This is a genomic window from Micromonospora sp. DT46, assembly GCF_049841735.1.
GTDB classification, from domain to species: Bacteria; Actinomycetota; Actinomycetes; order Mycobacteriales; family Micromonosporaceae; genus Micromonospora; species Micromonospora reichwaldensis.
The window spans coordinates 202,622-213,696 of sequence record NZ_JBNCKW010000005.1 but is presented as its reverse complement, the minus strand read 5'-3'; the positions used below and the strand labels follow the sequence as shown (position 1 = coordinate 213,696).

The window sequence follows — 11,075 nt, the reverse complement described above, 5'->3', positions numbered from 1 at the left end:
TGTCGTCGGCCGCTGGTCTGGCCAGGCCCTACCCGGTCGGCCCATGCCAATCTCGAAGGGAAAGGACCGGAGATGACACCTCCGCACAACTACCTGGCGGTCATCAAGGTCGTCGGCATCGGTGGCGGCGGCGTCAACGCCGTCAACCGGATGATCGAGGTTGGGCTCAAGGGCGTCGAGTTCATCGCGATCAACACCGACGCGCAGGCGCTGCTCATGAGCGACGCCGACGTGAAGCTCGACGTCGGCCGTGAGCTGACCCGCGGGCTCGGCGCCGGCGCCAACCCCGACGTCGGCAAGAACGCCGCCGAGGACCACCGCGACGAGATCGAGGAGGTGCTCAAGGGCGCCGACATGGTCTTCGTGACCTGCGGCGAGGGCGGCGGCACCGGCACCGGCGGCGCGCCCGTGGTGGCGAACATCGCCCGCAAGCTCGGCGCGCTGACCATCGGCGTGGTCACCCGGCCGTTCTCGTTCGAGGGCAAGCGTCGCCAGGTGCAGGCGGAGTCCGGAATAGACGAACTGCGCAACCAGTGCGACACGCTGATCGTCATCCCCAACGACCGGCTGCTGGCGCTCGGCGACCGCAACATCAGCATGATGGACGCGTTCCGCACCGCCGACCAGGTGCTGCTCTCCGGTGTCCAGGGCATCACCGACCTGATCACCACGCCGGGTCTGATCAACCTGGACTTCGCCGACGTGAAGAGCGTCATGAGCGGCGCGGGCAGCGCCCTCATGGGCATCGGCAGCGCGCGGGGCGAGAACCGTGCCGTCGAGGCGGCCGAGGCGGCCATCTCCAGCCCGCTGCTGGAGCAGAGCATGGACGGCGCGCGCGGCGTGCTGCTCTCCATCGCCGGTGGGTCGGACCTGGGCCTGTTCGAGATCAACGACGCGGCCCAGCTCGTCACCGACGCGGCCCACCCCGACGCCAACATCATCTTCGGCGCCGTCATCGACGACGCCCTCGGCGACGAGGTGCGGGTCACCGTCATCGCGGCGGGCTTCGACGGCGGCACGCCGGCGTACAAGGCGGCCGAGCCGCCCCGCAAGAGCAACCAGAACCAGCCGGCCCAGCCGAGCGCCCCGGTCGCGCCGCCGGCCACCATGCCGGCCCCGCAGCAGTCGCCCCGCCGGGTGCTCTTCGACGACGTCGACGTGCCCGACTTCCTCAAGAACGGTTCCTGAGTACCGCCGATGACCGACAGCCCAGCCACGGTGCGCCCGGACCGGCGCGCCGAGATCGCGGCCGGCCTGGGCCGCGTACGGTCCCGGATCGCGGAGGCCTGTGCCGCCGCGGGTCGGGACGACTCCGAGGTCACCATGATCGCGGTGACCAAGACCTACCCGGCCGGGGACGTGGTGGCCCTGGCCGGGCTCGGCGTCGTCGACATGGGGGAGAACCGCGACCAGGAGGCGTCCGCCAAGTCGGCCGAGGTGGCCGCGGCGGGGGTGACGCCCCGGTGGCACTTCATCGGGCAGTTGCAGCGCAACAAGGCCCGGTCGGTGGTCCGCTACGCCGACGTCGTGCACTCGGTCGACAGTGTCCGGCTGGCGCGGGCGCTGGACGCGGCGTCGGCGACGGCGCGGGACCGGCCGCTGGACGTGCTGGTCCAGGTGAGCATCGACGGTGACGCGGCCCGGGGCGGGGCGCTGCCCGGCTCGGCCGATCCGGGCGCCGGGCTCGGCGCGGTGGCCGAGGCGGTGGCCGGCGCGGAGGCGCTGCGACTGGCCGGCCTGATGGCGGTGGCGCCGCTGGGCTGGGAGCCGGAGCGGGCGTTCGCCAGGCTGGCCGAGGTGGCCGCCGGGTTCCGGACGGTCCACCCGGGAGCCGCCGCGCTCTCCGCCGGGATGAGCGGCGACCTGGAAATCGCGATCCGGTACGGCGCGACACATGTCCGCGTCGGCAGCGCGTTGCTCGGAATGCGTCCCACGCTGCGGTAGCCTGACCGCGGGAAGCAAATTACATCTGTGTTGTTTGGGGGAGCGGCATCCCGTTGTCGGGGGTCGTGGCACGCGACGCGAATCGCGTGCCAGGGGATTGCCGATCCGCCCCGGTGGGCAGAAGTGGTCCACTCGCGACAAGCGACACGGTACGGGGGCGCGTGCCGCACGGCGGACGGGAAGGGCGCGGGATGGGTGCACTGCGCAAGGCGGGGGTCTGGCTCGGTCTGGTCGAAGAGGACGACGAGCGGGCCTACGACGACGGTGGCTACGACAAGGGGGGCTACCGCGATTCGCGTTACCGGCAGAGCCGGTACTCGGAGGAGTTCGCCGACGACGACGAGGACGACTCCGAGGAGCCGCCGGCGCCCCGGTCCCGGCTGAGCGACCGTGGCCGGCTCTCCGAGCGCGCCGCCGGTCGGGCGGCCGACGCCGAGCGGGGCGACACCGACCGGGCGGAGCGGGCCGAGCGGTCCAGCGTCCGCTCCATCACCCGGCCGTCGGCCGGCGACACGTCGGGCGCGCTGACCTACCACACCCGCGACAACCTGGCCCTGGCGCCGCAGGCGCAGCCCCGGGAGCGCGCGGTGGTCGCCGAGGAGGAGCAGCGCTACCAGATCACCACGCTGCACCCCACCACGTACCGGGAGGCGCGCACCATCGGTGAGCACTTCCGCGACAACGTTCCGGTGATCATCAACCTCACCGAGATGGACGAGGCCGACGCGCGTCGACTTGTGGACTTCGCCGCCGGCCTCGCGTTCGGGCTGCGGGGTACGATCGAGCGCGTGACCAATCGGGTGTTCCTGCTCTCACCGGCCAATGTCCAGGTCACCGCGGAGGACAAGGCCAAGATCGCCGAGGGCGGCTTCTTCAGCCTGAGCTAGCCCCGCCCGACCCGAGGGACGTCGCCTGCCGTGTTGTCGATCGTGCTGCAAGTGCTGTATCTGGTGCTCTACTTCTTCCTGCTCGTCCTGCTGGCCCGGTTCGTCCTGAGCGCCGTCCTCCAGTACGGCCGTCGCTGGCAGCCGGGGCGTGGGGCATCGGTGGGGCTGGAAATCGTGTGGAGCGTCACTGATCCCCCTCTCAACGCGTTGAGGCGTGTGATCCCTCCGTTGCGAATTGGTACCGTGAGCATCGACCTGGCCTCACTTGTGCTCCTGGTTATCCTGTTCGTGCTGATGGAGTTCGTGTTGAGGCGGTCGATCATCGGCACCGTCTGATGACCGACGCGCTTTCGCGGCCGCAACTGACCCGAGGAGTTTCGATGCCGCTGACCCCGGCCGACGTCCACAACGTCGCCTTCAAAAAGCCGCCGATCGGCAAGCGGGGCTACGACGAGGAGGAGGTCGACGCTTTCCTGGACGAGGTCGAGCGCGAGCTCGCCCGTCTCATCGAGGAGAACAACGAGCTGCGCGCCCAGGTGGAGCGCGGCGGCCGTGGTGGCGCCCCCGCCGGCCCCGGTGGCGACGCCCGTCTCGCGGCGGAGCTCAACGACGTCAAGGCCCAGCTCGACCGGGTGCAGCGCGACAAGGCGGCGGCCGAGCAGGCCGCCCGCGCGATGCAGGCCGAGCTGGAGCAGGTCCGCTCCGCCGGTGGCCCGGCCGTCGGCGGCGCCGACGGTGAGCAGCAGGCGCTGCGGGTGCTGATGATGGCCCAGCGGACCGCCGACGACCACGTCTCCGACGCCCGCCGCGAGGCCGACCAGCTGCTCTCCGAGGCCCGTTCCAAGGCCGAGGAGGTCACCCGCGAGGCCCGCGCCAAGGCCGACGCCCTGGAGCGCGACGCCCGCCAGCGGCACCAGGAGGCCATGGGCGGCCTGGACGCCAAGCGCACGGCCCTGCAGAAGCACATCGAGGAGCTCAAGCAGTTCGAGCGCGAGTACCGCACCCGGCTCAAGGCCTACCTGGAGAGCCAGCTGCGCGACCTCGACGGCCGCGGCCAGGGCCTGGAGGTCGAGATGACCCGTGGTGGTGAGGGCAACCGGGCCGCCAGCGGCGGCAACGGGCTGGCCACCGCAGGGCTCGCCGGCTCCTACGGCGGCGGCGGTCGCTCCGGCGCTCTCGAGACCGGGCGCTGAACCATCGGTCGGCGACCGTCGTCACGATGACGGTCGCCGACCTCGCCTCATCAGCACGACGCGGCGGGGGTGAGCCGTGATAGTCGCCAGTCTCCTGCTCATCCTCGTCGCGGTGGTGCTGCTGGTGCTCGGCCTGGCCGGTGGCTCCAGCGTTCTCCTGACCATCTCCATCGCGGCCAGCCTGCTGGCCGCCGTCGCGCTGGTCGCGGGCGCCCGCCAGGCGGCTGCGGACCGGGCGGCGGCGGACCCGGGCCGGCCGGGGTGGCGACCCCGTCGGGCGACCCGCCCGGCCGGACCGGCCTTCGCCGGTGGGCCGCCGGCGGAGCCGGAGATCCCTGTCCAGCACGTTCCTTCCACGGTCGACGCCGACGGCACCGGGTGGCGGCAACCGCCCGAGCCGCCGGTGACCGACGGCACCGTCCCGGCCGCCGCCACGCCCGGTGCCGGCCCCGCCGTGCCGTACGACGACGAGCCGCCCGCGCAGGACGTCACCCCGGGCGAGGCCGCCCGGGTGGCCCGCCTCGCCGCCGAGGTGCGGGTGGTCGACGGGCGGCCCCGCTACCACCTGGCCGACTGCGCGTACCTCGTGGGGCGGGAGCACGAGCCGCTTCCGGTCGCCGAGGCCGTCGACCTCGGCTTCACCCCGTGCGGCCGCTGCGCGCCCGACACCGCCCTGCTCGCCGACGCCGGTCGGATCTGAGCGGCGGGACGCTTCCTGATGGACGCCACGCTGACCGTCGCGGTCCGGGTGAAGCCCGGCTCCGCCCGGGCGCGCGTCGGCGGCCGCTTCGACGGGCCGCACGGTCCGGCCCTGGTGATCGCGGTGCACGCCCCCGCCGTGGACGGGCGGGCCACGGAGGCGGCCCGGCGGGCGCTGGCCGGGGCACTGGGCGTACGGCCGGCCGTGGTGTCGTTGCGGGCCGGCGCGGCCAGCCGCGACAAGCTCTTCCTGGTCGAAGGGCCCGCTCCGGAGTTGACGGAGGCGCTGCGCCGGCTGCGTGACGGGGCCGCCGGGTGACGGACGCCGGGGCCGGGCGGCGGTGACGCCGGGGCTGGATCTCGCGCTCCTGCTCGGTGCGGGTGTCCTGCTGGTCGCGGTCGGCGCGGTCCGTCTCTCCACCCGGCTCGGCGTGCCCAGCCTCCTGGCGTACCTGGCCCTCGGGGTGGCGATCGGGGAGGCGGGGCTGGGCATCCGCTTCGACGACGTCGAGCTGACCCGGACCCTGGGCTTCTGCGCGCTCATCGTGATCATCGCCGAGGGCGGGCTGACCGCCCGGTGGAGCACCCTGCGTCCGGTGCTCGGGCTGGCCGCGCTGCTCTCCACGGTCGGCGTGGTGGTCAGCATCCTGGTCGTCGGCCTCGTCGTGCACCTGCTGCTGGGACTGGACTGGCGGCTGGCCCTGCTCTACGGCGCGGTGCTCTCCTCCACCGACGCGGCGGCGGTCTTCGCCACGCTGCGCCGGCTGCGGCTGCCGCCCCGGCTGGTGGCCACCCTGGAGGCGGAGTCGGGGATGAACGACGCCCCGGTCGTGCTGTTGGTGGTGCTGCTGTCCCGGGAGGGCGTCACCCACCCCTGGTGGTACGAGATCTCCCTGGTCAGCTACGAGCTGGGCGCCGGCGCGGCGGTCGGCCTCGCGGCCGGCGTCGGCGGGCGGTGGGCGCTGCGCCGGGCGGCGCTGCCGTCGGCGGGGCTCTACCCGATCGCGGCGGTCGGACTGACCGTGTTCGCCTACGCCGCCGGCGCGGTGCTGCACGCCTCGGGTTTCCTCGCCGTCTACGTGGCGGGGGTGATCCTCGGCAACGCCCGGCTGCCGCACCGGCAGGCGATCCTCGGTTTCGCCGACGGCCTGGCGTGGCTGGCCCAGATCGGGCTCTTCGTGCTGCTCGGGCTGCTCGTCTCGCCGGGCCGGCTGGGCTCGGCGGTGCTGCCGGCGGTGGTCGCCGGGCTGGCGCTCGTGCTGCTGGCCCGGCCGCTGTCGGTGGCGGCGTCCGCACTGCGGTTCCGGTTCGGCCTGCGCGAGCAGGCGTTCCTGTCCTGGGCGGGGCTGCGCGGGGCGGTGCCGATCGTGCTCGCCACCATTCCGCTGTCGGAGCGGGTGCCGGGCGCCGACCGGCTCTTCGACTCCGTCTTCGTACTGGTGGTGATCTTCACGCTGTTGCAGACGGGGACGCTGGCTCCGGTGGCCCGCCGGCTGCGGGTCACCGCGCCGGCCGAGGCGACCGAGATCCGGGTGGAGACGGCGCCGCTGGAGCGGATGGGCGCGGACCTGCTCCAGTTGGAGGTGCCGCCCGGTTCCCGGCTGGCCGGGGTGCACGTCGACGAGTTGCGGTTGCCGCTGGGCGCCTCGGTGACCCTGGTGCTGCGCGACGGGGCGGGCGTCGTGCCGGGCCCGGACTTCCGGCTGAAGACCGGCGACAGCATGTTGATCGTGGCCACGGCCGGGGTGCGCGACGAGGCGGAGCGGCGGCTGCGGGCGGTCAGTCGGCGGGGCCGGCTGGCCCGCTGGTTTGGCGAGTACGGCCGGGGTCCCGACACGTGATCTGCTAGCGTTCCTTTTGCCCCGGTTAGGGATGACCAGGGGCCGAACGCCGGTACGTCGGAGCGGCACGTTGTCGTGCGCCTGTACGTTCCGTATTCTTGCGAATCTCCGGAGTGCGCGGCCCCGTCGCCGCGCGCCCCTTTTGTACCTGGGGGCGCCGATGCCGGCGGCCCCTGTCCAGGTGCCGCGGAACGCCGCGGTTCCGCGGCCGAGGGAGCGACGATGGCGAAGCCAGCCGACACCAGGACCGCCGGTCGGAAGCCGGTGGCGAAGGCCACCCGCAGCGCTGCGGAGACCGAGAAGATCCGGGCGGCCCTGGCGGCGCGGCGTGACGAGTTGCGCGCCGAGTACGATCGGACGCTGAGCGAGATCACCGAGCTGCAGCGCGACCGGCTGACCGACTCGGCCGGGGACGACCAGGCCGACACCGGGACCAAGACGTTCGAGCGTGAGCAGGAGATCTCACTCGCCAACAGCATCCTGGAACGGATCACGCAGGTCGAGCGGGCGCTGGAGCGGCTCGACGAGGGTGGCTACGGCTGGTGCGAGCGGTGCGGCAACCCCATTCCGGTGGAGCGGCTCGCCGCCTTCCCGTCGGCCACCCTCTGCGTGACGTGCAAGCAGCTGGAGGAGCGGCGCTGAGGCCCGCTCCCCGGCGGCCATGGGAGGCGGCGCGGACGCGTCGCCGCGAGCGTCGATGGGGAGCAGATGTCCGAAGCACCGCCCGCCGGGCCCGGCAGCGCTGAGCCGGGTGCCGACAGCGCCGAGCCGAGGTCCGGCACGCCCCACCGCCGGGCCGCCGCCACCCTGTTCGGCCTCGCGCTCACGGTGCTCGCCGCCGACGCGGCGACCAAGCACCTCGCCCTGGGCGCGCTCGAGGACCGCGAGCCGGTCAGGCTGCTCGGCGGCGCGGTCTACCTCAGCCTGACCCGCAACAGCGGCGCGGCGTGGAGCATCGGCGCCGACTACACCTGGGTCTTCCCGCTGATCACCCTCGGGGTGGTCGGTTGGATCGTCTGGATGGCGCTGCGCCTGCGCTCGCTGCCCTGGGCGATCTCGCTGGGCCTGGTGCTGGGCGGGGCGCTGGGCAACTTCGCCGACCGGGTCTTCCGCGCCCCGGGCTGGTTCGTGGGGCACGTGGTGGACATGGTCAGCGTCTTCGCCCCGTACGGCCGGGTGTTCCCGGTGTTCAACCTGGCCGACAGCGCCCTCGTCTGCGGTGTGTTGCTCGCCCTCCTGCTGGAGTTGACCGGCCGGCAGCGTGACGGCAGCCGGATCGGCCACGGCGAGTCCTCCGACGAGGCGGCGGCCCAGGCCGACGCCGGACAGCGGGAGCGGGCATGACCGCCGCCTTCGCCGCCGGTGGCGACCACCGTTCCCTGCCCGTCCCCGACGGCCTCGACGGCACGCGGCTCGACCAGGCCGTGTCGCGGCTGTTCGGGCTGTCCCGCACCGCCGCCGCGGCCCTGGTCGACGCCGGCGACGCGCTTGTCGACGGGGCCGCCCGGCCGAACTCCTACCGGGTGAAGGCCGGCTCCTGGCTGGAGGTGACCCTGCCCGCGCCGGTCGCCCCGCCCACCGTGGTGCCGCAGGCGGTGCCCGGGCTGCGGGTGGTGTACGCCGACGACGACATCGTGGTGGTGGACAAGCCGGTCGGCGTCGCGGCCCACCCGAGCCCCGGCTGGACCGGCCCGACGGTGATCGGCGCGCTGGCCGCCATCGGGCACCGCATCTCGACCAGCGGCGCCGCCGAGCGGCAGGGCGTCGTGCACCGGCTCGACGTCGGCACCACGGGCATCATGGCGGTGGCCAAGAGCGAGCAGGCGTACACCGCGTTGAAGCGGGCGTTCAAGTACCGCGAGGTGGAGAAGCGCTACCACGCGGTGGTGCAGGGGCACCTGGACCCGCTGCGCGGCACCGTCGACGCCCCGATCGACCGGCACCCCACCCACGACTACCGCTGGGCGGTGGTCTCCGGCGGCAAGCCGAGCATCACCCACTACGACACGGTGGAGGCGTTCCCGGCGGCGAGCCTGGTCGACGTCCGGCTGGAGACCGGGCGCACCCACCAGATCCGGGTGCACTTCTCCACGCTGCGGCACCCGTGCGTGGGCGACCTCACGTACGGCGCCGACCCGACCCTGTCCGCCCGGCTCGGCCTGTCCAGGCAGTGGCTGCACGCCCGGTCGCTGAGCTTCCTGCACCCCCGCACGGGGGACGAGGTCCGCTTCGTCAGCGACTACCCTGACGACCTGGACCGCGCGCTCGAGATCCTCCGCGACTGAGCGTCGTCCCGCCCGTGACGATCCGACGAGGGGATCCCGCCGTGTGTGCCGGTACCCCCGACCCGACAGTGGGCGAAACGTCGGAACCCGCGCCGGGCGTGACGCAACCATCACCGACACCGGCCGGACCGGCCGGCGGCGGGTCGCCACCGGCGGTCCCGTCGACCTCCCCGTACGCCGGCGCCGACGGCGTACGGGGGCCCGTGCCGTGACGGGAGGAAGAACCGAAGGTGCGTAGACGGGTGTGGTCCGAATAGGGTTTCGTTCGTAGCCTGTCAGACGGGCATCGATGGCGCTGGGAGGGCGAGCCTTGGAGGGCAGCGAGACCGGCTGGGGGCGGCCGGCCGAACCAGCACCGCGGTGGCGGGCGCTGCTCGACCGGGCCCGGCACGGCAGCCGCACGGCCGAGCAGGCCGAGGCCGACCGACACGCCGATCCGCCGCCCCTCCCGCCGGAGCCGCTGCCCCGCCGCTCGTCGGGCAACGGCTATGCCGCGCGGGTGCCGGCCATCGGGCGGGCCCCCGAGCCGTACGCGCCGGAGCCCGGCCCGCCGCCGTACGGCGCGGACGGCCCACCCGCGTACGGCGCGGAGTACGGCCGGCCGGTCGACGCGGGCTACCGGGCCGAGGCCACCTACCGGGTGGAGCCGGCCTACCGGGTGGACCCGCTGGAGCCCGCCTACCGGGTGGAGCCGGAACAGCCGCCCGAGCCGAGCTACCGGTCGGATCCGGTGGAGCCGTCCTACCGGTCGGATCCCATCGAGCCGTCCTATCGGTCGGATCCGGTGGAGCCGTCCTATCGGTCGGATCCGGTGGAGCCGTCCTACCGGTCGGATCCGGTGGAGCCGTCCTACCGGTCGGACCCGGTCGAGCCGTCCTACCGGGCGGATCCCATCGAGCCGAGCTACCGGTCGGGCTCCATCGAGCCGTCCTACCGGGCGGATCCGATCGAGCCGTCCTACCGGGCGGACCCGGGGTATCCGGCCGAGCAGGCGTACCGCGTGCCGGCCCAGCCACCGCCGCCCCGCATCGAGACCGAGCCGCGCCGGGGCCCGGGGGCGGTCGAGTCGCGCTACGCGGTGCTGGACAACGGCTACCGGCACGAGCCGCCCCCGGTCGAGTCCCGCTACGCGGTGCTTGACAACGGCTATCGCTCCCGGCGCGCCCACCAGGCCCCGCCCGCCGTGCCGCCGCCCGCCGCACCACCGCCGGCCGTGCCACCGCCGGCGGTACCGCCGCCCGCCGCGCCGCCGCCCGTTGTGCCGCCGGTCGCCGCTCCACCGCCCACCGCACCGCCGCTCGCACCGCCGCCCGCCGAGCGGGGCTACCCGGCGCGCGTCGAGTGGCGCCCACGCGGCACGGAGAACGAGGTGGAGCGCGCCGTCGGGGTGCTCCGCCGCGACCTGGGCACCCCCCGGGTGCTCGCGTTCGCCAACCCGAAGGGCGGGGTGCACAAGACCACCGCCACCGTGCTGGCCGCGGCGACCGTCGGCAGCGTACGCGGGCGGGGCGTGCTGGCCTGGGACGACAACGAGCTGCGCGGCACGCTCGGGCTGCGCGCCGGCAGCGCGCGGCACGCCCGGACCATCCGGCACCTGGTCGGCGATCTCGCGCACGTCGAGATCAAGGAGGGCCCGGAGCTGCTGGCGCACCTGGACGACTACCTGCGGCACGCCTCCGACGGCTCGTACGACGTGCTGGCCGGCGAGGAGAGCCCCCGCTTCGCCCAGCGCCTCGACCAGTTCACCGTCCGGCGGGTGCTGGAGTTGCTGCGGCGCACCCACGACGTGGTCTGCGTGGACACGGGCAACAACGTGGAGAGCGCCAACTGGCGCACCGTCATGCAGGCGGCGGACCAGCTCGTGGTGACCACCGTGCCCCGCGAGGACGCCGCGTTCAGCGCCGACTGGATGCTGGACCTGCTGCACGAGGTCGGGATGGGGGAGCTGGCCGACAACGCGGTCACCCTGATCTCCTGCCCCACCCCGGGCCGCTCGCCGTTGCAGGACGACCTGGAGCGGCACTTCGCCACCCGTACCCGGGCCGTCGCCGTGGTCCCGTACGACCCGGCGCTGGAGACCGGCTCCTCGATCGAGTACCACCAGCTCCAGCAGGAGACCCGGCAGGCGTGGCTCAAGGCCGCCTCGGTGATGCTGGAGCCGTTCGCCCGGTGAGCGGGTGTGCCGCCACCGACCGCCCACGGCGCCCACGGGCCTGAGAGGATCAC

12 protein-coding genes are annotated in these 11,075 nt (G+C 74.1%); all 12 read left to right on the top strand.

Annotation, left to right across the window (positions count from 1 at the left end):
* The first annotated feature begins 72 nt into the window (after positions 1-72).
* The 12 genes from ftsZ to ACLQ20_RS15230 all read left to right on the top strand — a co-directional run bounded on the left by ftsZ (position 73) and on the right by ACLQ20_RS15230 (position 11,022).
* Positions 73-1,188 carry a cell division protein FtsZ gene (ftsZ, locus tag ACLQ20_RS15285; RefSeq protein ID WP_132236307.1) on the top strand — a complete coding sequence of 372 codons (1,116 nt, stop codon included), beginning with the start codon at positions 73-75 and terminating at the stop codon, positions 1,186-1,188.
* A 9-nt stretch (positions 1,189-1,197) separates the two neighbouring features.
* A complete protein-coding gene (locus ACLQ20_RS15280) occupies positions 1,198-1,944 on the top strand; it encodes a YggS family pyridoxal phosphate-dependent enzyme (RefSeq protein WP_151455891.1) in 747 nt (248 codons plus the stop codon).
* A gap of 191 nt (positions 1,945-2,135) precedes the next feature.
* A complete protein-coding gene (locus ACLQ20_RS15275; RefSeq protein WP_151455892.1) occupies positions 2,136-2,831 on the top strand; it encodes a cell division protein SepF in 696 nt (231 codons plus the stop codon).
* Positions 2,832-2,861: 30 nt separating this feature from the next.
* Positions 2,862-3,167, top strand: a complete 306-nt coding sequence (locus ACLQ20_RS15270) for a YggT family protein (protein ID WP_088999245.1) — start codon at positions 2,862-2,864, stop codon at positions 3,165-3,167.
* Between the two features lie 44 nt (positions 3,168-3,211).
* Positions 3,212-4,024 (top strand): DivIVA domain-containing protein, encoded by an 813-nt coding sequence (locus ACLQ20_RS15265; RefSeq protein WP_151455893.1) that lies wholly within the window; start codon positions 3,212-3,214, stop codon positions 4,022-4,024.
* 76 nt (positions 4,025-4,100) lie between these two features.
* Positions 4,101-4,724 (top strand): hypothetical protein, encoded by a 624-nt coding sequence (locus tag ACLQ20_RS15260; RefSeq protein ID WP_151455894.1) that lies wholly within the window; start codon positions 4,101-4,103, stop codon positions 4,722-4,724.
* A gap of 18 nt (positions 4,725-4,742) precedes the next feature.
* Positions 4,743-5,042, top strand: coding sequence for a DUF167 domain-containing protein (locus ACLQ20_RS15255; RefSeq protein WP_151455895.1), 300 nt, complete (start codon positions 4,743-4,745; stop codon positions 5,040-5,042).
* A gap of 22 nt (positions 5,043-5,064) precedes the next feature.
* Positions 5,065-6,564, top strand: a complete 1,500-nt coding sequence (locus ACLQ20_RS15250; RefSeq protein ID WP_425856422.1) for a potassium/proton antiporter — start codon at positions 5,065-5,067, stop codon at positions 6,562-6,564.
* A 222-nt stretch (positions 6,565-6,786) separates the two neighbouring features.
* Complete coding sequence (locus tag ACLQ20_RS15245; protein WP_121400566.1) at positions 6,787-7,206, top strand: TraR/DksA family transcriptional regulator; 420 nt, start codon at positions 6,787-6,789, stop codon at positions 7,204-7,206.
* 66 nt (positions 7,207-7,272) lie between these two features.
* Positions 7,273-7,908 carry a signal peptidase II gene (gene lspA, locus ACLQ20_RS15240; protein ID WP_425856082.1) on the top strand — a complete coding sequence of 212 codons (636 nt, stop codon included), beginning with the start codon at positions 7,273-7,275 and terminating at the stop codon, positions 7,906-7,908.
* Positions 7,905-8,849, top strand: a complete 945-nt coding sequence (locus ACLQ20_RS15235; protein WP_151455897.1) for an RluA family pseudouridine synthase — start codon at positions 7,905-7,907, stop codon at positions 8,847-8,849. Before lspA ends, ACLQ20_RS15235 begins: the two co-directional genes overlap by 4 nt.
* 640 nt (positions 8,850-9,489) lie before the next feature.
* Positions 9,490-11,022 (top strand): AAA family ATPase, encoded by a 1,533-nt coding sequence (locus ACLQ20_RS15230; RefSeq protein ID WP_425856420.1) that lies wholly within the window; start codon positions 9,490-9,492, stop codon positions 11,020-11,022.
* The last annotated feature ends 53 nt before the right edge of the window (positions 11,023-11,075 follow it).

Coding starts and splice junctions, on each gene's coding strand:
- ACLQ20_RS15235 (WP_151455897.1), top strand. CDS start 7,905: ATGACCGCCGCCTTCGCCGCCGGTGGCGACCACCGTTCCCTGCCCGTC.
- ftsZ (WP_132236307.1), top strand. CDS start 73: ATGACACCTCCGCACAACTACCTGGCGGTCATCAAGGTCGTCGGCATC.
- ACLQ20_RS15245 (WP_121400566.1), top strand. CDS start 6,787: ATGGCGAAGCCAGCCGACACCAGGACCGCCGGTCGGAAGCCGGTGGCG.
- ACLQ20_RS15275 (WP_151455892.1), top strand. CDS start 2,136: ATGGGTGCACTGCGCAAGGCGGGGGTCTGGCTCGGTCTGGTCGAAGAG.
- ACLQ20_RS15255 (WP_151455895.1), top strand. CDS start 4,743: ATGGACGCCACGCTGACCGTCGCGGTCCGGGTGAAGCCCGGCTCCGCC.
- ACLQ20_RS15280 (WP_151455891.1), top strand. CDS start 1,198: ATGACCGACAGCCCAGCCACGGTGCGCCCGGACCGGCGCGCCGAGATC.
- lspA (WP_425856082.1), top strand. CDS start 7,273: ATGTCCGAAGCACCGCCCGCCGGGCCCGGCAGCGCTGAGCCGGGTGCC.
- ACLQ20_RS15265 (WP_151455893.1), top strand. CDS start 3,212: ATGCCGCTGACCCCGGCCGACGTCCACAACGTCGCCTTCAAAAAGCCG.